21 protein-coding genes are annotated in these 25,434 nt (G+C 43.1%); 9 read left to right on the forward strand and 12 right to left on the reverse strand.

The annotated features are described in order from the left end of the window. Positions 1-3: 3 nt before the first annotated feature. A complete protein-coding gene (locus tag DN068_RS11360; protein WP_110999032.1) occupies positions 4-855 on the reverse strand; it encodes a PAS domain-containing protein in 852 nt (283 codons plus the stop codon). Positions 856-1,208: 353 nt separating this feature from the next. Between DN068_RS11360 and DN068_RS11365 the strand changes: the two genes are divergently transcribed. Both DN068_RS11365 and DN068_RS11370 read left to right on the forward strand, forming a co-directional pair. Beyond that, positions 1,209-2,072 carry a hypothetical protein gene (locus DN068_RS11365; RefSeq protein WP_110999033.1) on the forward strand — a complete coding sequence of 288 codons (864 nt, stop codon included), beginning with the start codon at positions 1,209-1,211 and terminating at the stop codon, positions 2,070-2,072. Between the two features lie 420 nt (positions 2,073-2,492). Continuing rightward, the gene (locus DN068_RS11370) at positions 2,493-2,927 is read left to right on the forward strand and encodes an SRPBCC domain-containing protein (RefSeq protein ID WP_207798912.1); all 435 of its coding nucleotides are present in this window, start codon (positions 2,493-2,495) and stop codon (positions 2,925-2,927) included. A 12-nt stretch (positions 2,928-2,939) separates the two neighbouring features. On the opposite strand, the gene DN068_RS11375 is transcribed toward DN068_RS11370, so the two are convergent. Next, positions 2,940-3,170 carry a hypothetical protein gene (locus DN068_RS11375; protein ID WP_110999035.1) on the reverse strand — a complete coding sequence of 77 codons (231 nt, stop codon included), beginning with the start codon at positions 3,168-3,170 and terminating at the stop codon, positions 2,940-2,942. Positions 3,171-3,265: 95 nt separating this feature from the next. Here DN068_RS11375 and DN068_RS11380 point away from each other — a divergent pair, with 95 nt between their 5' ends. Next, positions 3,266-4,723 (forward strand): aldehyde dehydrogenase, encoded by a 1,458-nt coding sequence (locus DN068_RS11380; protein ID WP_110999036.1) that lies wholly within the window; start codon positions 3,266-3,268, stop codon positions 4,721-4,723. A gap of 114 nt (positions 4,724-4,837) precedes the next feature. Here the strand turns inward: DN068_RS11380 and DN068_RS11385 are convergent, their stop codons facing one another. The 5 genes from DN068_RS11385 to rplM all read right to left on the reverse strand — a co-directional run bounded on the left by DN068_RS11385 (position 4,838) and on the right by rplM (position 9,261). After that, a complete protein-coding gene (locus DN068_RS11385; RefSeq protein ID WP_110999037.1) occupies positions 4,838-6,298 on the reverse strand; it encodes a T9SS type A sorting domain-containing protein in 1,461 nt (486 codons plus the stop codon). A gap of 120 nt (positions 6,299-6,418) precedes the next feature. Next, positions 6,419-7,255, reverse strand: coding sequence for a translation elongation factor Ts (gene tsf / locus DN068_RS11390; RefSeq protein WP_110999038.1), 837 nt, complete (start codon positions 7,253-7,255; stop codon positions 6,419-6,421). 125 nt (positions 7,256-7,380) lie between these two features. Beyond that, positions 7,381-8,322 carry a 30S ribosomal protein S2 gene (gene rpsB, locus DN068_RS11395; protein ID WP_110999039.1) on the reverse strand — a complete coding sequence of 314 codons (942 nt, stop codon included), beginning with the start codon at positions 8,320-8,322 and terminating at the stop codon, positions 7,381-7,383. Between the two features lie 51 nt (positions 8,323-8,373). Then, positions 8,374-8,763, reverse strand: a complete 390-nt coding sequence (gene rpsI / locus DN068_RS11400) for a 30S ribosomal protein S9 (protein ID WP_110999040.1) — start codon at positions 8,761-8,763, stop codon at positions 8,374-8,376. Positions 8,764-8,817: 54 nt separating this feature from the next. Further along, positions 8,818-9,261: a 50S ribosomal protein L13 gene (gene rplM, locus DN068_RS11405; protein ID WP_110999073.1), complete on the reverse strand. Its 444-nt coding sequence runs from the start codon at positions 9,259-9,261 to the stop codon at positions 8,818-8,820. A 688-nt stretch (positions 9,262-9,949) separates the two neighbouring features. Between rplM and DN068_RS11410 the strand changes: the two genes are divergently transcribed. The 4 genes from DN068_RS11410 to DN068_RS11425 are packed head-to-tail and all read left to right on the forward strand — an operon-like array spanning position 9,950 to position 16,853. After that, positions 9,950-13,192 carry a SusC/RagA family TonB-linked outer membrane protein gene (locus DN068_RS11410; protein WP_110999041.1) on the forward strand — a complete coding sequence of 1,081 codons (3,243 nt, stop codon included), beginning with the start codon at positions 9,950-9,952 and terminating at the stop codon, positions 13,190-13,192. An 18-nt stretch (positions 13,193-13,210) separates the two neighbouring features. After that, positions 13,211-14,776: a SusD/RagB family nutrient-binding outer membrane lipoprotein gene (locus tag DN068_RS11415; RefSeq protein ID WP_110999042.1), complete on the forward strand. Its 1,566-nt coding sequence runs from the start codon at positions 13,211-13,213 to the stop codon at positions 14,774-14,776. Positions 14,777-14,799: 23 nt separating this feature from the next. Next, entirely contained in the window at positions 14,800-15,432 is a 633-nt protein-coding gene (locus DN068_RS11420; RefSeq protein WP_110999043.1) for a hypothetical protein, read from the forward strand. Between the two features lie 23 nt (positions 15,433-15,455). Further along, complete coding sequence (locus DN068_RS11425) at positions 15,456-16,853, forward strand: OmpA family protein (protein ID WP_165836368.1); 1,398 nt, start codon at positions 15,456-15,458, stop codon at positions 16,851-16,853. A gap of 514 nt (positions 16,854-17,367) precedes the next feature. On the opposite strand, the gene DN068_RS11430 is transcribed toward DN068_RS11425, so the two are convergent. Next, positions 17,368-18,561 carry a glycosyltransferase family 4 protein gene (locus DN068_RS11430; RefSeq protein WP_110999045.1) on the reverse strand — a complete coding sequence of 398 codons (1,194 nt, stop codon included), beginning with the start codon at positions 18,559-18,561 and terminating at the stop codon, positions 17,368-17,370. Between the two features lie 139 nt (positions 18,562-18,700). Here DN068_RS11430 and DN068_RS11435 point away from each other — a divergent pair, with 139 nt between their 5' ends. Beyond that, positions 18,701-19,219 carry a hypothetical protein gene (locus DN068_RS11435; RefSeq protein ID WP_123985319.1) on the forward strand — a complete coding sequence of 173 codons (519 nt, stop codon included), beginning with the start codon at positions 18,701-18,703 and terminating at the stop codon, positions 19,217-19,219. A 79-nt stretch (positions 19,220-19,298) separates the two neighbouring features. Here DN068_RS11435 and DN068_RS11440 read toward each other — a convergent pair whose 3' ends face one another. Continuing rightward, complete coding sequence (locus tag DN068_RS11440; protein WP_110999047.1) at positions 19,299-21,113, reverse strand: M2 family metallopeptidase; 1,815 nt, start codon at positions 21,111-21,113, stop codon at positions 19,299-19,301. A 44-nt stretch (positions 21,114-21,157) separates the two neighbouring features. After that, positions 21,158-22,363 carry a M28 family metallopeptidase gene (locus DN068_RS11445; RefSeq protein ID WP_165836369.1) on the reverse strand — a complete coding sequence of 402 codons (1,206 nt, stop codon included), beginning with the start codon at positions 22,361-22,363 and terminating at the stop codon, positions 21,158-21,160. A gap of 236 nt (positions 22,364-22,599) precedes the next feature. Here DN068_RS11445 and DN068_RS11450 point away from each other — a divergent pair, with 236 nt between their 5' ends. Beyond that, positions 22,600-23,280: a DUF4397 domain-containing protein gene (locus tag DN068_RS11450; protein ID WP_110999049.1), complete on the forward strand. Its 681-nt coding sequence runs from the start codon at positions 22,600-22,602 to the stop codon at positions 23,278-23,280. Positions 23,281-23,457: 177 nt separating this feature from the next. Here the strand turns inward: DN068_RS11450 and DN068_RS11455 are convergent, their stop codons facing one another. Beyond that, positions 23,458-24,675 (reverse strand): beta-ketoacyl-[acyl-carrier-protein] synthase family protein, encoded by a 1,218-nt coding sequence (locus DN068_RS11455; protein ID WP_110999050.1) that lies wholly within the window; start codon positions 24,673-24,675, stop codon positions 23,458-23,460. 24 nt (positions 24,676-24,699) lie between these two features. Beyond that, positions 24,700-25,431 carry a 3-oxoacyl-ACP reductase FabG gene (gene fabG, locus DN068_RS11460; RefSeq protein WP_110999051.1) on the reverse strand — a complete coding sequence of 244 codons (732 nt, stop codon included), beginning with the start codon at positions 25,429-25,431 and terminating at the stop codon, positions 24,700-24,702. Positions 25,432-25,434: the final 3 nt, after the last annotated feature.

The raw sequence follows: 25,434 nt of genomic DNA on the forward strand, positions 1-25,434 counted from the left end.
ATCTCAGAAAATCAAGGGCAAAGACTGCAACAACCCTTCCAATTGCCTGTTCTGGGCGGTAAGTTCGTCTACCAGTGTTTTCAGTTTGTTGCGCATTTCCATGTCGGCAGTGACATCTTGCACAACGCCCAGGATCTTTGTGGTTTTCCCTTTGCTGATTTCCGGTTTCAGAATGATATGTGCCCAAACTTTGGTCTCGGCAGTAGTGATAAGTGGCAAGGTGAAATCGCTCGATATACCTTTCCCTGTTACTTCGTCTAATGCCTGCTCAAAACGGTTGCGCGATATATCGTCTTCACAGAAACGCAATAATGTTTCCTTTGTCGGGATATAGTCGTAATGCAATTCGTAGATGTCATAGATGGCTTTTGACCAAAGTAATTCGCCGTTGGTCACATCATATTCCCACGATCCGATTTTGGCAATGGAACCCACCTGATTAAAGAGTTTCTCCTTTTGTGCCAGTCCTTCTTTAATCTCTACTTCAATCGTAATGTCTTTCGAAATAGAAAAGAAACTTACCACATTTCCTGCTTCATCTCTGATGGGAAGGATTTTGCTCTTTAGCCAGATGTACTCATTGTTTTTATTGCGGAATCTGAATTCGATCTGGACGGTTTCCTTTCCCTCCAAAACGGGGAAGTGCGCGCAGTTTTGAATTCGTTCATGGTCGTCTGGATGAAAATAGTCATACGGGTTTTTGCCGATCAACTCTACCATTTCAAATCCGGTTACATTTTTGCAAGACTCACCCACATGCAAGTAGGTACCGTTTGCTTCATGTAAACAGATAAGGTTGTTGTCATGGCTCTTACTGTATGTTTCAAAATCAATTAATGCTTGCTCAAGGCACATAATTTATTAAAAATGAAGATGTTTAAAGAACACGATTTTAGAGGGTAAAGCAAATGTAGCTTTAAGTACTCCAATCTGCAAATGGCTCAAAGACGCTAACAGCAAAAAAATGATGCCATAGATATTTATAATAATGTATAAATAAAGACTTAGTGAAATAAAACGCTATGCGTAGCCAAGTAATGATTTACTAAAATTTAACTTTTGATATAAATAGGGAGTGTTTTAAATCCAAATAAAAAAATAATGTGTGGTATGTTTTTGGCATAATTCGTATTAATTCCACAATTTTGCCGCCCATGAGATATGTTTTCCCTTTCGTTTTGTTCTTTGTTTTGTTCTTTTCTGAGAGTATGGCTCAGCGAAAATTTACGCTTAATGGATATCTCGCAGTGCGGGGAGGCGAATCATATCATTACCGTCTGGTGTTTACTGATACCGGAGAGATTTTAAAAGGATACTCTCTTACTTACGACGACGAAAACAAAGACACGAAAGCACTGATAGAAGGACGTATTGACCGCAAGGCCAGAATGCTCAGTTTCCATGAAACAGAGATTACTTACAACCACGGCTTTGAAAGCAATGTTACCATTTGTCTTGTTGATGCTACATTGAAATATGATGCGGCAAATAACGCACTCGCCGGAAAGCTCTCCAGTAAAGACATTGGTAATGCATCTTGTGGCAGCGGTTCCATCAATTTTATCAACGAGCAAGAATTGAAACAACTCTTTTCGGAAGAGCAAACAAAGAAAGATACCGTGGTAAAGTCCGTGCCAGTTCAGGCTGCAGCAGTGCCAAAGAAAAAAATGACGATCATTTATGACACTGTCCGGACCGTAAAACCTGCTGTTGCTGCGGTGTCTGTGCCGGATAAAATTACGGTTGGCGTAGAAAAAGAATACGAATGGATAAGCGATACATTGAAGCTTGATGTCTGGGATGGTGGCAAAATCGATGGAGACATCATCTCTATTATGATCGATGACAAACCGTTACTGACACATCACACATTGACACAGTCAAAGAAGCGGATTGAAGTTCCGGTTCCTGGCAGTGATAAGAAGTATACGATTACTATCATCGCACTGAATGAGGGAAATGAAGCACCCAATACCGCGGATATTTTATTAATTGACGGAGAAAAATCGTATCATGTGATTGCATATAATGAGGTCGGCAGAAAAGCTGTAATCCGCTTACGCAAACCATAATTTGGTTTATTCTTCTTTAGTTACTTCCACGGGATATTTCGGTTGCAAACACCGTATAAAAACGGAGAAAAAATAATTTTATTCAAAAAAATTATTGAAATTTTTCGTTTTAAAAATAGCGCTTCCGTTTGTTGATCATTTCGATATATATTAATAGATTCTCTTTCAGTTTTTTACCTGTAGTTATTTTCGTATAGTGCCCATAGATTCGCCTCAGTTTATATGAAATAATGAATTTCAAGAGGGAACTTAATATTCCCTATCACCATGAAACGGCCGCCTGCTCTCCAACCAGGCGGCTTTCTTTGTAGGTATCGCCTGATTTTTTTACCATTTCTTTTTCTTCACAAATCGGGCTTATACAGTCAAAAATCTGATATTTGTATTGTTGTTAGCATTTTAAAACGGATCGTTATGAAGATGAAAATGCAAATTCAGCAGCAGATCGCGAAACCTGTACATGAGGTTTTTAACGCGATTGTGGATCAGACACAGTTATCGGGCTATTTTACGATCGATGGCAAAGGGAAAATGGAAGAAGGTAAAACGATTACCTGGCGTTGGGAAGATTACGACGGTTCCATTGATATCCATGTAAAACGTGTAGAAACAGACAAATTCATTTCTTTCAACTGGAGTGGCAGCGGCTCCGAAACCACCGTAGAAATACATTTTGAAGAGCATGACGGCATCACTACAGCCAAAATCAGAGAGTACGGCTGGGACAAAGATGACAATGGTATTGCGCGCCTGGTAGAACAGACACAAGGCTGGACGCAAATGCTTTGTTGCCTGAAAGCATATCTGGAATATGACATTAATTTAAGAACGATAAAACACAAGGAAAACGCCTGATTTTAATGCTTGTCAGCCATTGTCTAGCTCCATAGGAAAAAGGAGTCCGGGTACCGGAAGTGAGTTTTTACCAAGCAGAAAGGCTTCAGTAACCAATTGCTGAAGTTCGGTATACAAACCATTATTGTGAAGTGGGCTCGCCAGTCGCGAAAAGGCCTGTCTGACCAGTTTTTCCAAAAGAAAAACAGTTTCTTCGTTATCAGCATTCACTAGCGATATTTTTGCGATTTCGGCGGTGTTCATAATAAAAAGTTTGTAGAAGAAATACAATAAAACATCGTGCCAGACACGGCAAACTTTAGATCTTCATTCAATCGCTAATTCCTAACTTTGCCGCCATGCAACTAACAGCACCGGCACAAATTTCAAACTATATCGGCGGCGCATTTAAAGCACCGGCGGAAGGTAAATATATAGAAAATATTAATCCTGCAACAGGGGAAGTTTACAGTCAAATTCCAGATAGTACAATCGAGGATGTAAACCAGGCAGTTGCTGCTGCACAGGCTGCTTTTCCTAAATGGAGCACTACGCCGGCAGAAGAAAAATTTAAAATTCTGAACCGCATAGCGGAATTAATTGATCAGAATCTGGATGCTTTGGCACTGGCCGAAACAAATGATAATGGTAAACCGCTTTGGTTGAGCAAAAAGGTAGATATTCCGCGTGCATCAAGCAACTTCCGTTTTTTTGCAACCGGATTGATGCATTTTGCCACAGAAAGCCACAATATGGAAGACAAGGCAATCAACTACACATTGCGTCAACCTGTAGGTGTAGTGGGTTGTATTTCTCCGTGGAATCTGCCATTGTATCTTTTTACCTGGAAAATAGCACCGGCTTTAGCTGCAGGTAACTGCGTGGTGTCAAAACCAAGTGAAGTAACCCCGATGACCGGTTATTTGCTGAGCGTAATCTGTAAAGAAGCGGGTCTGCCCGACGGCGTACTGAATATCGTACATGGTAATGGTCCGAATTGTGGTGCTGCAATCGTTTCACATCCGCAGATCAAAGCAATTTCATTTACCGGAAGTACGCGCGCGGGCAAAGAAATCGCAGCTACAGCGGCTCCGATGTTTAAGAAAATATCGCTCGAGCTCGGTGGTAAAAACCCGAATATCATTTTTGCTGATTGTGATTGGGAAAAAATGATGCGTACAACTATCCAGTCTTCATTTGCTAATCAGGGACAGATTTGTCTTTGTGGCAGCCGCATTCTGGTTGAAGAAAGTATTTACGAGAAATTCAAAACTGAGTTTATAGAACGAGTTAAAAAGTTAACTGTAGGCGATCCGCTGGATGAAAACAGCAAACAGGGGGCAATCGTCAGCAAGATGCATTTTGACAAAGTTTTAGGTTGTATAGAGCTGGCAAAACAAGAAGGTGGCAGGATTCTTCTTGGTGGGAATGTGGTGAAACCAGAAGGCCGCTGTGCCAACGGTTATTTCATTGAGCCGACAATCATCGAAGGCCTTGGCCCGGATTGTCGCACAAATATGGAAGAAATATTTGGGCCGGTAGTGACGCTGCAATCCTTCAAAACAGAAGAAGAAGCACTGACTTTGGCGAATACAAGCGATTACGGTTTGGCGGCTACTATCTGGACGCAGGACGTAACCAGGGCAAACCGTGTAGCTGCAAAAGTAGGCAGTGGTATTATTTGGGTAAACTGTTGGCTGCTGCGCGATCTGCGTACGCCATTCGGTGGTTTTAAAAGTTCTGGTGTGGGCCGCGAAGGTGGTTGGGACGCAATGCGTTTCTTCACGGAGCCAAAGAATGTTTGTATCGAATTATAATCGCTGATTTCTTGATCGCTGATTTGTGATGATGAATCAGACATAAAATATAAAAGCCAGTTTGCTGAAATTAGTTTCGGCAAACTGGCTTTTTTAGTAATTGCAGCTTTATACTTAGTACTTAACGATTGATTGATTCAACAACGTATTCCCTGAATTGTCTGCAATGCTGATCCAGTAAACGCCTGCCTGCAGATTGGCCATTGATAAGTTTTCTATTGTTTGTCTCCAGCCGAAAGATTCTGAATGGACGGTTTGACCGGCGGCATTTATAATACGGATAGAAACCGGTGTGCCAGCTTTAAAATTATCCCAGCGGATGTTTAGCATATCTGTTGATGGATTTGGATAAACGTTGATGTTTGCAGTGGCTTTTGGAATATTATTTACTGCGAGATCATCGTAATCTTCGTAATAATAGTTCGTAATATAAGTGTTTGTATCTACCATATCCTGTTCCAGGATTGGGTTGTTGCTGGAGTTGTATGTGAAAACTTGCGAACCGCTTTCTCCCAGGAATGGAATGTCGATATGTGTCGTATCAGGGAGGCCTTGGGTATTTAAATGCTTTTCATAGAGAAATGCAGGCACGAGTGGCATAGACGGTAATTGGAAGTAGAGCGGATTTATGGAACTCAGCCAATATGTACAGAATGCGGAGTTGTTTGTGTAGCCAAAGGAGTCTGCCGACATCGGGACTAGTAAAGTACCGCCTGTGTCCACGCTGTATGCGGAGGTCTGCAGTTGATTGCTGGCGGTATACGTATTGACATATTGCTGTGTTAACAGCCAGGAGCTGCCGGTGAATTCATACATGTTGATTTGGGTCAAGTTATTGTTTGTGTAGCTATAGGCAATTGCGCCAACAGGCAACCAGGCTCCGGAATCATAGAATGTCAGGGTGTCCGTTTGCTGTATGCCTTGGGCATCATAATAAATCGTTCTCTTATCTGCCGTATCCCAGTTATTATTATTCCAATTCATGCGGACAACAGTGGCAACTCTGCCCTGGGCGTCATATGTACTGAGATATCGATTATTGCCCATTGGCGTTCCTGTCGACAGATCATAAGTAGCATAGTCCGCTATTTTATTATTGTTTACATAGCTGCCGGTTATTCTGCTTAAAAGCACAAGGTTATTATTGGAGTCGAGTTGGAAACTGATAGTTGAATCCGTCAGCGTCAGCGGTTGGGCAACTGAGGTAAATCCAAATTGCGATGGTGCATTAAATGTGGGCATATCATCTGGTTCATAGTTGAAGTCATAGCTCATCATGTTATAGTCAAAAGTAGAACCACGGTAATTATTGCCATTGTAGTAGAAATAACTAGAGTCCGTAATGTCATATACACCATTTGTGGCATTATAGTCGGACGAAGCTATAAGGCGCTGTTTAATTACCGTCGTTTTCATTTGTGCTGCACGTATCGCCTGCTGATTCATAAATGAAAAAATTGGCTGGTAGTGGCTAGGATTTTGCTTGATATAATCTTTTAAGGTGACCTTTTTAGTTTGTGCAGTCACTGGACTTATAGCAATCCCGGCAAGAAGTAATGTGGAAAGGAATTTCATAAGATTATATTTTCAAATTAATGATATTAAAAATAAATCTTTTCCATTAATGATGAGTAATCCCATAAAAAAAGTCCTCACAGTAACGTGAGGACTTCTATAAAAAGATTCAGACTAAAATTAGCCGATAGCTACGCGTTTGAAAGCAGTAACAGTAAGATCAGCATTTACAGATTTCAGATAATCTGCGATTGATTTGCTAGGATCTTTTACGAAAGCTTGAGCCAACAGTGTGTTTTCTTTGAAGAAAGCATTCAGTTTGCCATCAGCGATTTTCGCAACCATATCAGCTGGTTTGCCAGCCATTTTAGGATCTGCCTGAATTTGTTCAGTAACGATCGCTCTTTCTCTTTCAACTACATCAGCAGAAACGCTGTCAGCATTTACAGCTACAGGGTTCATTGCTGCGATTTGCATAGCAACGTCGCGGCCAGCTTCAGGAGCTTCGGTAGTCAAAGCAACCAGTACACCGATACGGTTTGCACCGTGGATATATGCAGATACAAAAGGAGCTTCAACGCGTTCGAAAGCTACGATACCGATTTTTTCACCGATAGCAGCCAGTTTATCGTTTACGAGATCAGCAACTTTAGCACCGTTGATAGTTACTTCGTTCAGTTCTTCAGCGGATTTTACGTCGTTTGCAACAGCGGCATCAGCGATGCTCTGAGCAAAAGCAACGAAATCAGCGTTTTTAGAAACGAAGTCAGTTTCAGAGCTTACACAAACGATGAAACCAGTTTTGTTATCAGCTGAAGTTTTAGCGATAACAACACCTTCGTTTGCTTCACGGTCACTGCGTTTAGCAGCAACTTTCTGTCCTTGTTTACGCAACCAGTCGATCGCTGCTTCAAAGTCACCACTTGTTTCAGTCAATGCTTTGCGGCAGTCCATCATACCAGCACCTGTTTGCTGACGCAGTTTGTTAATTTCTGCTGCAGAAATAGTTACGCTCATTTTAATTTCTCCTATTATTTGAGGTTAATGTTATTAATTGAAATCGGGTGCAAAAATCGTAAATTATGTTTAAAGCCCCAAATATGGGGCTTTAAGACACTATTAATTTAGATTATATGCTGTGATTAGCGCTTTGGACCACCCGGACGGCTACCTGCGCCTTGGCGGTTACCACCACCACCTGGACGGTTGCCTGAACCCTGACGGTTACCACCGCCTTGACGGTTGCCACCACCTGGGCGATTATTGCCACCACCAGCACCTTGACGACCGCGACGTTCACCTTTACCTTCTTCTTCGTCGTTCATGTCGAGACCGTGCATTCTTGTTTCTTCTTCTTCCACTACTTCTTCTTCACCAGCTTCTTTAGCTGTAGCGCGTTCCTGAAGACCTTCCAGGATAGCTGCAGTCAGATAGTTAGTGATGATAGCGATTGATTTTGTAGCATCGTCGTTAGCAGGGATTGCGAAGTCTACTTTAGTAGGATCGCTGTTGGTATCAACCATAGCGAAAGTAGAGATACCGAGGCGTTTTGCTTCTGCCAGAGCGATGTGTTCGTGGCTGATATCAACCATGAACAATGCAGCTGGAGTGCGACCCATTTGAGAGATACCGCCCAGTACTTTTTCCATTTTCTCTTTGCTGCGGCTCAGTGTCAGGCGCTCTTTTTTAGTAACGCTGTCCATTGTGCCGTCTTCCAGCATTTTTTCGATGCTCTGCATCTTCTTAACGCTCTTGCGGATTGTCTGGAAGTTTGTGAGCATACCACCTAACCAGCGTTCAGTAACATAAGGCATGTTAGCTTTTTCAGCTGCTTCGGCAACGATTTCTTTAGCTTGTTTTTTAGTAGCTACGAACATGATTTTCTTACCGCTTTTTGCGATAGATTTCAGTGCAGCAGCAGCTTCTTCAAGACCTTCAATTGTTTTGTTCAGGTCAATGATATGGATACCGTTCTTTTCAGCAAAGATGTACGGCAACATTTTGGGATTCCATTTTTTCTTCAGGTGGCCAAAATGTACACCAGCTTCCAGTAACAGCTGATGAAGGCTTTTATTTTCTTCCATTGTAATTTTTTCTTGTCGGTTAAAAAAATAAAGAATACAACCAGGCTGCGATTAACGTTTAGAGAACTGGAAGCTACGACGAGCTTTGCGTTTACCGAATTTCTTACGTTCAACAGAGCGAGGATCGCGGCGCATCAGTCCTTCTTTTTTCAGAGCTGGACGGAATTCCGGATTTACTTCGCACAGTACGCGTGCAATAGCCATTTTGATAGCTTCTGCCTGGCCTTTAGGACCACCACCTTGTACATTTACTACGATGTCATAGCTGCTTGCACCATCAATTGTCTTCAGAGGAAGCTCTACCTGATTTTGCAGGTACATGATAGGGAAGTATGCTTTGTATTCTTTGCCATTAACCGTGATGTTGCCGGCGCCTTTGCTCAGATACACACGTGCTACCGCTTCTTTACGGCGACCAACGGCGTTTTTTTGTTTCTCCATTTATTATGAAGGTTATAACTGTTTTACAAAAGTTGATTTAAATACCCAGTTGAATTAGAATGTCAATTCTACTGGTTTTTGTGCTGCGTGTGGATGTTCTGCACCTTCGTACACGAACAGTTTCTTGTACATAGCACGACCCAGACGATTTTTAGGGAGCATACCTTTTACAGCGCGCTCGATAACCAGGTTAGGACGGCTGTTCAGCAGGATTTTTGCTGTAGCAGACTTCTGACCACCAGGGTAACCTGAATAGGTCAGATATTCTTTGTCTTCCAGTTTGTTACCAGTCAACTGTACTTTACCGGAATTGATTACGATTACATAATCGCCACAATCAAAATGCGGAGTATAGTATGGCTTGTTTTTACCACGCAGGATAGACGCAATCTTAGTCGTCATACGACCCAGCGTTTGGTTGGTAGCATCTGCCACGTACCAGTTACGTTGTACGATCTTCTCGTTAGCAGATTGTGTTTTAAAACTAAGGTGTCTCATTTCCTTTTTAATATTTTCTATTGAATATCTGTGCTTTAAAAGGTTGAGTGAGGAACAACTCAATGCGGGCACATAAATTTTTGGACTGCGAAGGTAGCCCCGATAATGCATTGTGCCAAATAAATCATTAAGATTTTTTTCTACACCTCTATAACTTATTGATTTGCAATAAAATTTTCGTATCAAAAAAAACATAGAAATGCCAGAGTGAAAATCGGCACGGAAATTGATCTTAAGAGATTTATCCAAATGCGTTAAAAATGTGTGAATGTTTTGTTGCTGGTTTCATAAAAAGCATTTAGCGTATTCCGTTTCGTCGAATGTGCTCATAAAGAGTCAGTCATCCAGCCGCTAGATTAAAAATTTGGAACCATCAATTGTCTGTTGTGACTATGGCGAGTTGGGGAATTGAGATCTCATTTAACGTAATCATTATGTAGAAAATCAAGTGTTTAGTTCCCCCAAGCGGTATGTATTAACAGTAATTGCCTGAAAATGAATAGTTGGCATGGATTTTGTTGCAAGAAAAAATATCGAGATACGTTAAAGTCACGTGAATGTATTGTTATTATTTTCATAAAAAATATTTGCATGTTAGCTTTATTATCAATAAATTCACTAATAAAATCACCCTCTAATATATTGTCAGGCACTAAAGGAAATATTATTAAACATTAAATCTTAGAGTATGAAAAGAATTCTGTTACTACTTATCGTGCTGCTTACAGTAAGTGCGGAGGCTGTAATGGCCCAGGCCAGGAAAGTAAGCGGTCGGGTGTTAGACGAACGAAATCAAGGATTGCCGGGGGCGGGTGTAGCTATTAAGGGAACAACGCTTGGTACGGTAACCGATGTGGACGGTAACTTCTCAGTAGATGTGCCAGCGGAAAATAAAGTGCTGACAATACAGTCGGTCGGTTATGCAACACAAGACGTAAATATTACGGGAGGAACAATTGTGGTGCGTATGCAGCCAGCATCCAACGAGTTGAAGGAAGCGGTTGTGACCGGCGCCTTGAACATCAGACGGGAGAAAAGGGATATCGGTTACTCCGCAACAACTTTATCTAGTCAGGATCTCACAGCGGGTAACAACGTGAGCGCCTTGTCTGCGATTCAGGGTAAAACTGCCGGTGTTAACATTACCAGTGCTACCGGTGGACCTGGTGGTTCAACCCGTGTGGTACTCCGTGGTGAGAAATCTCTAGGTAATGGTAACAATGCACTTATCGTTGTAGATGGTATACCGATTAATAACAGTAGCCGCCTTGAAGGGGTGAGTGATTTGTCCCAGATTGACTTCGGTAACCAGGGTAATGATATTAACCCCGATGACATTGAGTCTATTACGGTGTTGAAAGGTCCGGCGGCGGCAGCGCTTTATGGATCAATTGCCGCTAACGGTGCCATCATGATTACGACAAAAAGTGGCCGTACGAAAAAGCAAAAAAGTAAAACGGAAGTATCATTCCAGACACGTTATACATTATCAAACATTCTGAAATACCCGGATTTCCAGAATTCTTATGGACAGGGTAACGTATATGACGGTATCGCAGACGATCATAGGGAAAATTTTAGCTGGGGCGAGAAATTCGACGGACAGCTTCGTCCCTGGGGTCAGGTAATCGATGGTCAGCAATTAGTAAAACCTTATTCTGCTCAGCCGAATAATATTAAAGATTTCTTCAACACAGGTAAGACTCTTGAAAATAATCTTTCTCTGGGTGGTGGTGATGAAAAGAATGCGTTTTACCTTTCTTTGAATACATTAAACAATACCGGTGTTACTCCGAATACTTTCTACGATAAATACAGTGTTCGTTTTAATGGAACGCATGATTTTTCCAATAAAGTATATGCCAGTCTCAATTTCAACTATCTGAATATTAGTCAGCGTGTAGAAACTCAGGGACAGTCCGCCAATGGTCAGGGTGCGGTTTGGGACAACCTGCTGCAAACTCCGCGTGATATTCCTGTACAAGAACTGAAGAATTTAGATAATCCTTTTTATGGATATGGCTTCACCGATCCGAATGGTATTCAACGTTATGGTTATTATGGCGCCTACTCACTGAACCCATATTTTGTTGCGGATAAATTTGACAACCGTGATAAAACAGACCGCATCATCAGTGCCGTTACTGTTGGTTATAAACCAACCAGCCACTGGAATATTTACGATCGGGCAGGTGTAGACGTAATTTCTGACCGGACTTTCCAGAAAATACCAAAATACTTTTATCAGCCATTCGATGAAGTTTATTATTCAAACCCAGACGGTACCACACAAAATCAGACTAACAATGGTGGTTACTTCCAGGGAAGTGACGCTCGTCTCAGCTTTTACAACGATGCGATCGCCAATTACAATAATCAGTTGAGTCAGGACATCGGTATCGATTTGACAGTAGGTAATAACATTCGTTATAGTGCGGAAAACATTCTGACATCAAACATCGATCCGAACACAAATGGTCTGGTAATTCCCGATTACTACAATTTTGGTAATGCGCAAAGTAATGTGGCCTCTGTAAACAGTTATTTCCGTTCCGGCCTTGTAGCTGCCTATGGAGATCTACGCTTAGATTATAAGAAAACTGTTTTCCTGGAAATGACAGGCCGGAATGACTGGTCTTCTACGTTAGCTCCGGGGCACTGGTCTTTCTTCTACCCAAGTATGACAGCCTCATGGGTGTTTACCGAGACTTTTAAAGGTAATTTCACTGATAAAGTACTGACTTATGGTAAGCTTCGCGGTGGTTATGCGTCAGTAGGTAATGGTGCTGGAATTTATCAAAACAATGCAGCAGGTTTTGCGCGTGCAACATCTTCCACACAGTTTGGTAGTGTCACATTCCCATTCGCTACGCCGGCCGGCGGCTTGATTCCGGGCTATACTCTGGGTAATGTAATTGGTAATCCCGATCTGCGACCTGAAAGAACGAATTCTTGGGAAGTAGGTACAGACCTGCAGTTCTTTCAAAACAGAGCGAGTGTTGAATTTACTTACTATGACAACATGACCGTTGACCAGATCACGACTATACCAGTTGCGCCATCTTCTGGTTACACCGGTAAGGTTGTCAACGTAGGTAATGTGCGCAATAACGGTGTTGAATTAGCGATCCGTGTTACTCCGATTTCCACAAGATCAGGTTTCCGTTGGGAACTCTTCGGTACTTACTATAAAAACAACAGCATGGTGGAACGCCTGAATGAAGGTACTTCCCAGATTTCTCTGGGCGGTGCCAGCGACATGCAGGTTACAGCTACTGTAGGAAAACCTTATGGTGCTTTTTACGGAACTGACCTTCAGACCGACGCCCAGGGCCGCACTGTTGTAGACAGCGCGAGTGGTATGCCGAAACTGAGTTCAACAGCTGTTTATAAAGGTTCTTTTCAACCGAAGTTTATCGCATCATGGGGTACAACACTGTCTTACAAAGGGTTGACATTTAATGTGTTGTTCAACACAAAACAAGGCGGTGTATTCTATTCAGCAACAAAAGATCTGATGGATTTCACTGGTACATCTGAAGAAACAGGAAAGAGAGATCCTTATGTATTTCCGAATTCCGTTTACATCAACTCTCAAGGACAATCAGTTACCAATACGACCAATTTTTCACCTTATAGCTATTATACTCGTGTAGAACCAGCTGGTCAGAATATTGTTAACGCGAGTTATGTAAAATTACAGGAAGCAAGTTTGTACTATACGTTACCTGCAAAATGGTTTAACCGTGCATTTCTTGGGTCAGTTATGGTAGGTGCTTATGGTAACAACCTGTTTATCTGGACTGCGGGTTCGAATAAATATGTAGATCCAGAAGTAAATGCTGCTGGTGCCACAGACGTACAAGGATTTGATTTCAGAGCTCGCCCTTCTCTGCGTAACTATGGTTTCACTGTAAAAGTTACCTTCTAAATTGAAAAATGTCAGACTATGAATACAAGAAGTATAATATCAACAATAATCTTGGGAGGTTCTTTGGTTTTGGCCAGTGGTTGTAAAAAATACCTCGACGTAAATCAGAACCCGAACATTGCTCAAAACCCACAAGTTTCATTAGTGTTGCCAACTGCGGAAATGTACCTGGCATCTGCCATGGGCGTTACTTTCGAGATAAATGGCAGCATGTGGGCTCAGTACTGGACGCAATCACCGGTGAGCAATCAGTACAATGTTTTAGATCAGTATGCACCGCAAGGTACTTTTTATGATAACGTATGGGGGTCGTTTACTTCCAGCGCTCTGGCGGATTTGCAGTATATTGATACTACAGCATCGGCCAAAAATTTCAAGCAATATGTAGCAATCTCAAAATTACTACAGGCTTATGCATACCATGTGATGACAGATGCCTGGGGTGATATTCCATTTTCGCAAGCAATAAAAGGTGATCCGTCGATGGGGGGTATTATCTCTCCGGTCTATGATAAGCAACAGGCAATTTATGATGGATTGTTGACGATGATTGATCAGGCTTCCGCACTTATTGATCCGTCCGATCCGAATCTGCCAGGTTCAGACGATCTCATCTATCATGGCGATATGACTAAATGGATGAAATTTGCGAACACACTGAAGCTGAAAATATTGATGCGCCTTTCTGAAGTAAATCCTGGAAAAGCACAAGCCGGAATTGCGGCGCTGGGTGCCGGTCCGTTTATCGGAGAAGGTGATGATGCGCTGATTAATTTCTCTTCAACACCGGGTAGCCAAAACCCGTTGTATGCAGAAGGGGTTGCGCTCAGCAAAACACAAAACCTTGTAGCGAGTAAAACAGTGGTTGACTCCATGAATTCAAACGGAGATTTGCGCGCTTATATTTTCTATACAACAGTTGGTGGTTTAGTAGTTGGTATTGCACAGGGTAATTATAGCAACCAGGTGTCTGCATCTTCCCCTTCTGCTGTTACCGGAGCTTTGTTTTCAGATGCCAATTCTGCAACAGCTCCCGTTAAATTCATAACCAGTTATGAAAGTCTGTTTCTTCAAAGCGAAGCAGCAGCACGTGGCTGGGGTACTGGAGATGCGCAATCATTATTTGAGCAAGGTATTCATGCCAATTTTGCCGCGTACTCAAGTGTAATTGACGGTTTTGAAATAGTATTAAGAGATTCACCTTCTACGTTTGTTGTTACCGCCGATTATGCAGCTTATGCTTATATACATGGAGACACCGTTACCGGATATTTGGGTGGCGATCCAGTACAACAAGCACCTCCTGCTTATTGGGGTGAATTCCCTGCCGGTGGATCAACGGACCAAAAAGTACGACACATCATCACACAGAAATGGTTTTCTATGACAGGCAACCAAGGCTTTGAGGCGTGGACAGAATGGAGAAGAACTGGTTACCCTGATTTCTTCACTTATTCCGTGCACTCTTTGATTGGTAAAAACTTCCCGCAGCGATTCTTGTATCCGAATACTGAGCTAACCCGGAATCAAAACTTCCCTGGACAGAAACAGATTACAGATAAAGTTTGGTGGGATATTCATTAGTAAAATCATTAAAAAGGAAAAAGATGAAAAGAATCGCATTGTTTTTAGTCCTGGCAGGCGTTGCGTTTGCTGGTTGTAAAAAGACGGCAGACGTCTCTAAAGAGGTTACGGTGTCTTATCCTGTAGTGACCATTACAGGTAGCCCGTTCTATAGTATTCCAGTAGGAGGAACGGTTCCAAGCGCTACCGCAACAGCATACGACTCAACTTTGCAGGAATCATATCCTGTAGATTTTGACCTTGCATCGGTAGATAATAATACACCTGGGCTATATGTAGTGACCGCTACAGCCAAAAACAAAAACGGTTACACCGGCACCAACGTTGTGTATATTGCTGTAACCAATGTACCTGCAAGCACAGATTTGTCCGGTACATATATACGTTCGGCGAATGGCGCAGTTGTTCATGTTACTAAAATTCTTACAGGGCTGTATTCAACCGATGACGTAGGCGGTGCGCCAACATTGCCTGTGTTGGCCTACTTCGCGCATCTTGATGACGTAACAATTGTTGTTCCGCCTCAGCCGACATCAGTAGGTACGCTTTCTTGCGACAATGCCAGTTTGCATATGGCGGCTGGAGATACAAGCTTCTCATATGTTGTGGTTAACGGAAATTTTGGTACGGCACTCAGAACATTTGTTAAACAATAATTCCTAACCCAAAAACGATGATTATGAAAATAAAATTTTTATTGCCAGTATTATTGTTGTGCTCGTTTTGGGCTAACGCTCAAAAAATGCAGGGGATAGGAATTCATTTTGGCGGGTATGATTTCTACGGTCCGCAGACCAATAATTACCTTTTTTCAGATCAGTACCATTATTCGTACAATAGTGAAAAAGGGGCTTATGATACGAGTACCAGAAGCCATCTGTTCTGGAACCCGATGGTAAAATTTACCTATTGGTTTCAGTTGAACAAACATCTCGATCTGAATTTGGGTTTATCGCTGGCCAATCTGGAATATCCAACCGATCGTCCGGATTCTGATTACATCAACAAATACCATTACAACACAGCAGGAACGAGAAATGAAAAATTCCTTGGTGAGTTTGATGCTCGTATCAACTACAACATTATTCCGAAGGAAGATTATCTGTTTTCTCCCTACGTGTTTGCGGGCATCAATGCCTCTTATCATGATATTTTCTGGGGAGCAGACATTCCGTTGGGTATAGGTGTAAACGTAAATCTGAGTGGTAAAAAGACCAATCCGATTTATCTGAATCTCGAATCAGGGTATAAAATTGCAGGCACCGATCATGATCAAAACCACTTGCAGCATTCAATTGGTATCGTATACTGGTTTAAGCCTGGATACAAACCACCTAAAGCTGTTACTCCGCCGCCACCAGTAATTATTAAAGACACTGATAATGATGGTGTGCCAGATGATGAAGATGCATGTCCTACTATTGCTGGACCTGCGGCGCTGAATGGTTGCCCGGATAGTGATAACGACGGTATTGCAGATAACAAGGATGAATGTCCGCTGGTGGCAGGTTTGCCGCAGTTTAACGGCTGTCCTGATTCTGATGGCGATGGTATTCCAGATAACAAAGACAAATGTCCGTACGTAGCCGGTCTGGCTCAATACGATGGTTGTCCTCCGCCAGATGCGGATAAAGATGGCGTTCCGGATACAGAAGATAGATGTCCAAATGATCCTGGACCTGCATCTAACCAGGGTTGTCCTGAAATCAAACAGGAAACAGTTCGTCAGGTAGAAAAAGCTGCAAAAGCTATATTCTTCGAAACTGGTAAAGCAACCATCAAGAAAGCATCTTACAAACAACTGGATGTTGTGGTGAAAGTGATGAAAGATAATCCTTCTTACTTTGCAGACATCGAAGGTCATACTGATAATGTAGGCAGTCATGACTTGAATATGGGATTGTCTCAGAAACGCGCTGAAGCGGTGAAAAACTACTTCGTGAAAAAAGGTATCAGCGAAGATCGCCTGACAGCACAAGGCTTTGGCGAAACACAACCGATTGCAACGAACGAAACGGCTACAGGCCGCGCTGCAAATCGTCGCACAGTGATCAAGCTGCGAAATTTCAAAAAATAGCAGTTATTTATTAAAGAAGCGAAAGGCCGGAAATTTTCCGGCCTTTTCGTTTTGGACTAATGGTCGGACGGCTTTGAGTCCGTCTGATCATTAGTCTTTACAAGCTTTCATTGCCTTGATTTAACTACTTGTTCTTTTCATCATGCGGCAGAATCTCTTTTCTCCTACTTTTTTTCTGCAAAAAAAGTAGGGCAAAAAAGGCAGTCTTCATCCGATCACCTCGGGGTTCAGACGGTCGCTCGATCGATTAGGCAGCATTACTACTGTGCTGCCGGGCTAAGAGCCTTGATTTGAACTTATTTGCGCAATGTGTCATTGGCTCTCGTGGGGATAATTCACGGAGAAAAACACACCACAAGGGTCATCACGATGATGGGGAACGACGTGGTGATCTGATTTCGCGTTTAGTGCTTGCGTTGTCTTGCTATTTGCACGTTAGGAGGCTGCTCACGATAAATGGACCTACATTACGCGGGACGTCTCCTTGGGTCGACGTGACATAAAGGAACAAACATCAGATGTTTTCTATGAATTGAAGAAATGCGGCGTCTTGTTCGGTTTTGTTGAACATGCCTTGGGCGCATTCACGGCAGGCGTTGAGAATGGTATTGTATTGAGCTTCGGGAAGTGTGGCAAATGTGGCGATATTGGCCGAAAGCTTTTTGTAGTCTTCGGGGTCATTCACCCAGCCCAATTGATGCATATGGATCAATCCTGCACCTTCACCGCTACCGCTAAAAAAAACGGGTAATTCATTGGCCACAGCCATAAAAACTTTCGAAGGTAAAGCTCCGCGAATGTTTGTTTTAAGCGGAATGATCGTTGCATGGTATTGCCGTAACATAGCTGGCATTTCGGATGCGGGAATGGATTGATGATAATAAACGCCCCGATCTGGATTGCTTTTGATGAACGCTTCTATCTTTTCCTTTTCGAAGCCGTCCCCATAAATATGAAACTCTACACCTAGTTCTGCGAAGTGAACGTGCTGACAAATGTCAAAAACACCTTGCGCAACGCCTAAGAGCCCAGCGTAGACGATTTTTCTTTTTCCTTCAGCTTTCTCAGTGATCGTTTCGCCGTTCCGCGTTGATTGCAGATTGTAATACAAGAAGGATCTGGTGTGCGGTACGTGTTGTTTAATATGCGCCAGAATTTCTTTTGACTGACCAACAATCGCGTGTGCGGATTTGTACATTGTACGTTCCATATACTCCAGCATATTGTAGGTAGTTCCTTGTTTGATGGCGCCGAGTTCCAATGCGGACATAGGCCACAGATCACTTACGTTGAGAATCGATTTACAGCCTGCGCGTTTGGCCAGCATCATGCTGATATAGCCGGAAAACAGCGGCGGCGTATTGATGATTACAATATCAGGCTTTTGCTTTTTCAGATAGGAATAAATAAAACTGCCGGCTGATGTTGTGTAAGTGCAAAGACTAGCTGCCCGCTTAAAGATATTCCTGGCATTGGAAGGATATAGCCAGGTGCGGTAAACATTGATACCATCTGCCAATTCCTGCATGCGCCATTTGCTTTGATATCCGGGAAATATTTTTCCTGTAGGATAATTGGGCATGGCGGTAATCACGGAAACATCGTTACCCGCGCGCAATAATGTTTGCGCAAGATTGTATACCCTTGTCGGGGCTGCTCCTTTTTCCGGCGGATAAGCCGATGTTATGATGGTTATGCGTTTCGACATTCGTGTTCGCCAAAAATAATGTAAAAGCCGATGTGCTGATCGCTGATGTCTGATTTCCTGAAAGGAATGGCCCGCATTCTCGAATTTAGCAAAGCTTTAAATCTTCAGCATTTAGTTTTAGGCTTATAAAACCAGCCCTTTGATAAAATATGCTATTGCCCTGCTTGCGCTGATCTCCTCGGTCGGTTGTCATCGAAAATCTTTGAGAGATAATCCAACTTACAAGTATTCAAGAGAAAAAGGCATTGTAGCGGATTCCTTATTTTTATTTCTCGCGTCTGCAAATCCCAATATGTCCTGGCCAGATGTTCATTGTTTTGATTCGGATGGAAAAGCTGTGATGCCATACAATTGCGCAAATTCACTCAGCAAATTCGTCAACGATATAGGGAATGGTCAGGTTCGTTATCTGGATACAATGCAGGACTTGAAACACTTTCTGGATAACAACAATTATTTTAATCCGGATGGAGAAAGAGTGCTGGCTTCGAATTTGCCGAAACGAAAATTTTATGTTTTTTATCACTATCTCTATGTGATGATCGAGGGTACGAAAACAGATTCTACCATTTTGCAACGAATTCGGAGTGCACAGAAAATTGCTTCTGAGAAAAATGTTTTATTATTCCTCGCGACGCAGACATCGGAACATATGTAGTCACAAAAAGAAATGGTCAGATGACTTTGAGTCGTCTGACCATTTTGTTTAAGTTATAATAGCTTTCTACTTAATACTACTAAGGCATTTGTTCAGGCAGCGTGTACTTGCGGCCTTTGTTTTGTTCTTTCAGCCAATTGACCAACGGTTCAAAATAATCCAGCATCGCTTTCGCATTCAGATCATCACCGGTAGATTCTTTCAGCACGGTACGCCAATCTTTCGAAGATCCCGTATACATGATCTTTTTCAGGAAATCACCGATGCCTTTGTTGCCATAATAATTCGTGGCACGTGGATCCTGGTGCAGAATGTTTTTTGCGATGTAATTGTGCAGCTGGTAAAGGATCACATAGGACAATGCATAGTCGTAGTATTGCGCCGGATCGTCGTTGATATGTGTTTTGGTAGCGGCATCGCAGAATTCTTCGCCACGCGCAGATGGTGGCACAATACCCTGGTATTTCTTCGCCAGATCCCACCATTTCTGGTTGAATTGATTTGCCGGCAGACTATCAACATACATTGCTTTTTCGAAATTGCTCATTGTTCCCGAAGAGAAGAAGATAAACACAACGGAGTTCATTGCTTCTTTCAGCAGAGACTGAATGCTGTCGGTTTTTACATCCGTGCCGATCAGGCCACGACCAACCAGAAATGGTTTCTGCATGGCTGCAAGCCCCATCATTGATCCAATTGCCTCATGGTACGCGCGATTAGCGCCCTGACGCAACAATGGCGGCACATCAGGATTGGTGTATGTGATGTAGTAGTAGATATGGCCCAGTTCGTGGTGCGAGGTCTCAAACCATTCTGCATTTGGCTCTACGCTCATAAGGCTGCGTACATCTTTGTTGAGGTCCATATGCCAGGCAGAAGCGTGGTTGTTTTTCTTTACGCTTGAGTCTGGCGGATAAGGGTAGAGGCTCGATTTATCCCAGAATGTTTGCGGCAGTTTCGGGAATCCGATACTTACATACATGTCCTCACCATCCTTCACGATCCACTGTGCTGATTTTGCCTGTAATACGCTGTCGAGGTTCAGGCCCTCCACGCTGATAGTAGAACTCCAATCTTGCCCCCAGCGGTTTGGTAGCCAATGCGCCGGCAGATAGTCAGGGACAGTGCCAATGCCATATTTTTTTGCCGCTTCGTAACGCATATAGGTGTGTAACTCGCGATAAAGTGGCCACAGCTCGCGCATCAGGCGATCCATGAGCTGCATCATCTCGTCGGTTTTCATGCCATAATCCGAAACCTGGTAAGTAAAGAAATCGTGATAACCCAGCGCTTGCACCGTTTGGTTGCGGAGATTACGCAAATTGATCAATCCATTTTTCAGCTTCGGACCTACTTCTTTACTTGCATCCCAGGCAAGCAGCCGTTTGTTGACGTCTGTTTCTTTTTTCAGAATATCATCCAGCTGATTGGTGCTTACTTTTTTGCCCTCCAGCATGTATTGAAAACCATAGAGCACCTGCGTCTGCTCGTTTTCGGCTTTGATGCGTTGCTTTACAATGTCAGCAACCGTTTGCGGGTTGTTGGCCGCATTGTATAAAATAAAATCGAGTTGTTTTTTCTGAATATCACTAAGCTGCTCTTTCTGGTCGAGAAATTTCTTTGCGTTTTCAATGTTCTCTTTGCTTCCCGTAAAATCGGCCATTGCCTGATCCGCTTTTTCAGCGGCTACCTGATTGGTACTGTCGCCGGCTTTGATTTCGGTGTTTGATTTCCATTGCGCTTCTTCCTGAGCGGTATACAGCTTTACATATTCGGTCGTATAGCTGTCAATGAATTTCTGAGCGTCTTCATTTTGACCGCCTTTTTTTGACCCGCCACCGCAGCCAGATAAAATGGCAAGGGCAGCAGCTGCTGTCAGCAATGTTTTTTTCATTCTTAGTGATTTTGACAAATAAAAATAAGGATTAATGTAAGAAGCTATAACGCCGGAATAAAATCCTGTATCAATTTGATGACACCGTCAATGTTTGTCAATGACAATTCGCTTGCTTTATCAAACACATCGTGGTAATAACCTTTACCCCCGTTCGAGTAAATAAAAAATGCAGGCACTCCTTTTTCGGTGAACCAATAATGGTCGCTATTGGCGGCTTTTCCGCGGCTTCTTATCTGTGGCAGGTTGCTCTTAGTCTGATTGATGGTTTCCAGCAGTTTGAATTCTCTGGGAAACTCTGTTGCATTAACTACAGTAACGCCATCAGTAGCATCACCCATGATATCGAGATTTACAAGGAAACGAATATTGCTGAGCGGTACTGCCGGATGTTCTGTGAAATATTTAGAGCCGAGTAAACCGGCTTCTTCACCACTGAATGCAACAAATACCAGGGTGTAACGTTGCGGATGGCTGGCAAAATACCGGGCAAGGTAAAGCATCATCGCCGATCCGCTTGCATTGTCGCTTGCTCCTGGAAACACAGCGTCATGGCCCATTTGGCCGAGGTGGTCGTAATGTGCAGTGATAAAAATAAAAGAATCTTTCACCGTACCGGGTACCATCCCGATCACGTTTTGATTTTTGACCGAAGGTGAAAATTTGTTTTGAATATGGATGGAGGCATACTTTAATCGTTTCGGGAAAACGCTGTCTTGTACATAAAGTACGGTGTTGCTGGTTGTATCTGTTGCAACCGTCCAGGTCATCTTTCCGTGAACAGGTACGATAAAACAGCCTTTGGGGAGATTTTCGGACAATTGATGACTGCGGATGCTCATTCTGCGACAGAAGCTATCCGCATTTTTGAGCAGGTAAATCTTGCTTAGGTCACCCATTTCCAATTTTAACTTTTCCCACTCTTCTTTCGTCCGTGCTTTGTCGAGATTTATTTTTTTGACCTTGGTCTTATCGCCATCGAAACCGATACTGGCGGCATCAACAAGATACTCGGTGCCTGCGGCAATCTCTTTTTTATTTAGCGAAACAGACATTTCTCCGGGGAAACTATTTACCGGGAACGTATAGACCTGCATATAGCCGCTATCGGGGAGGACGGGTTGGAGTCCAAATTCTTTAAACTCCCGCTGGATATACATTGCAGCCCGCTCGCGACCTTTCCCCACATATCCGCGACCGTCCATGGTGGTGCCGCTCAATATGCCGATCTGGTGTTTGAGCCAGCGCATGTCTTGTGCGTTTGCATGAATTTGAAAAATCAGAAGAAAGGAAAAGAATAAGAAAGTCCGGTTAAGTAGCATTGCCAAAAAATAAAACGCGAAGTTAATATCCTGCGAAATGATGAAAAGCTATTTTTAGTTGGTATGATTTTGGTACCATATAGGTCCCATTGTTTTCACAAACATTGTTTTACGTTTTTTTAAATAGTAATTCCCTTATTTTTGACATCCAGAATTTCATTATTATGAAGAAAATCCTCGTAGCTATCTTAGGTTTTGCCGCAATCGGCACCGTCTCTTCTTGCAAGAAAGACGACAATTCTACCCCGACAACTGCAAAAATGATGTTCTTTAACGGAACGGTTGCAGCTGCAAATGTGGACGGTACTATTAACAGTGCCAAAGTTTCCAGTGCGTCAAATATCGCGTATCTGAATAAAACCGGGTATGTGGACGTGGCTACGGGTGGCGTAAGCGTGGGTTATTTGTTGACTATTACACAGACAAGCCTCGTCAATAACGCAGAAAATCTTGCCGTAAGTAAATATTACTCTGCATTCGCCGGTGGTATTGTTACGAAGCCATCATTGGTATTTACTTCAGATGATCTGTCTGCTCCATCTGCGAATATGGCTAAGATTCGTCTGGTAAACCTGAGCCCGGATTCTTTGAATGAAGCCATGTACATTGGTACAAACAACAATCCGATTGTTCAGAATGTAGGTCCTCAAACGGCTTCTGATTTTTCTGAGACAGCTGCAGGAACTGTAAAAATTACGTTGCAGGATCCAAGCAAACCAACACAGCAAGTAACTATCGCAAGCCAGAATCTCGCTGCGGGTAAAATCTATACTATTGTACTGACAGGTTCTGCCGTAAGCACAGGAAATTCTGTACTGACAGCAAACGTGGTAAACAACAACTAGTAACAGTAATTAATAAAGTGATTTCCTTTCACTGTGGGAACTGCCGGCGTCGGAGAGCGCCGGCTTTCTTATTTTTATGGCTGATGTCTGATTTCTGATTTACTCGCGAGTGCGCACTAATGGGAACTCTTAACTGACCACTCACAACTCACTCCGTCGACTCCGCTCAGGATGATATCACTTCCATTTCCGCACAATCAGCGATGAATTAGTACCACCAAAGCCGAAGGAATTGCTGAGGAACAGGTCAAATTCTTGTTTGTGTGTTTCTGGCAGGATATTGATTTTAGCAGAATGCTCATCCGGGTTTTCGAAATTGATATTCGGTGCCATAAAACTATGCTGCATCATAAGCATCGAGTAAACTACTTCGCTAGCACCCGCCATCCAGCATTCATGACCGGTCATAGACTTGGTAGAACTTACTGGTGTTTTTCCGCCGAATACTTCAAAGATTGCTTCTGCTTCGCTGCCATCGCCAGCTGGCGTGGACGTAGCATGCGCGTTGATATATTGAATATCTTTTGCTGACACCCCAGCATCTTTCAGTGCTTTGTTGATAGAACGAACCTGACCTTCTACGCTTGGATTAGAGATGTGTTGTCCATTAGAAGAAAAACCATACCCGATTACTTCAGCAAGAATGTTAGCGCCGCGAGCCTGCGCTGATTCCAGACTTTCCAGAATTACAGTCGCAGCACCACCACCCGGTACCAGTCCGTCGCGGCCGCGATCGAATGGGCGGGAAGCTTTTGCCGGTTCGTCTTCTCTTGTAGAAAAAGTACCGAGCGCATCGAAATTTGGCATCGAGTAGATATTGATCTCCTGCGCGCCGCCACAGATTACCCGTTCCTGTAAGCCTTGTTTGATAAATAAATAACCGAGACCAATAGCATGTGAGCCGCTTGCACACGCCGCACTAATGGAAAAGTTGATGCCACGCAGTTTAAAGATCGTGGCCAGATTCATGGTAACGGTAGAGTTCAGTACCTGAAATACAGAGCCAGAACCCACCATCATGGTATCTTTTTTTTCACGGATCAGATCAATTGCCTCAATGACCGGTTGCGCGCAGCTATCATTACCAAAGACAATACCCGTTTCATTCTTCTCAAAATATTCGGTATCCATGCCCGCCTGTTGTAAGGCTTCGATGGTAGACATATACGCAAACTCGGCATGCTCCGGCATCATAATGCGCGAACGTCTGTCCAGCAAGCCTTTCAGTTGCGGACGCTCTACAAATCCCGTCAACCCGGAACGGTAACCCATTTCTTTTCTTTTGGGATCGAGGATAATGCCCGAACGACCTTCAAACAAAGATTGGGAAACAGCTTCTTTATTTTTTCCGAGGGAAGAGTAAATGCCCATTCCCGTAATCACAACACGTTCCATGAATACTGGTATTTTTCGAAAACCTTAAGTGTAAAGGCCGCCGTTTATTGAAATAACTTGTCCGGTAATATAAGATGACTGTTTAGAAGCCAGGAAACCCACGAGATCCGCTACCTCTTCTGCAGAGCCGAAGCGCTGCATCGGAATCATTTTTGCCAGATCTTTTTCGTTAAGTTCTTCCGTCATATCGGTTTTTACAAAGCCCGGCGCTACTGCGTTGACCGTGATATTGCGCTTCGCAATTTCTTGTGCGAGCGCTTTGGTAGCACCGATCATACCAGCTTTTGCCGCCGAATAATTTACTTGTCCCGGCATGCCTTTCAGTCCGCTCAATGAAACCATATTGATGATGCGGCCATAACGATGCATCAGCATGGGGTTCAGCACTTGTTTCGTGACATTGTACATGCCTTGCAGGCTTGTGTCGAGCACATCATCCCATTGCTCATCAGTCATAGACATCAGCAAAGTATCCTGACGGATGCCGGCGTTATTCACCAACACTTCAATGATGCTTTCTTTGTTTGTCTCCTGCCAGTTGCCAATTACCGTTCTTACTTCTTCTTTGTTGGCAACGTCAAATGCGAGCACTGCTGCAGAGACACCGTGAGCTTTTACGAGTGCTGCTGTTTCTTCTGCGGCGGCTTTGTTGCCTTTATAATTGATCAGTACAGAATAACCCAGGCTTGCGAGTTTTACGCAAACTGCGCGGCCAATGCCGCGGGAGCCACCTGTTACTAGTGCAAATGTTTGCATCGT

The sequence above is a fragment of the Taibaiella soli genome (assembly GCF_003236175.1).
Taxonomy (GTDB): domain Bacteria; phylum Bacteroidota; class Bacteroidia; order Chitinophagales; family Chitinophagaceae; genus QKTW01.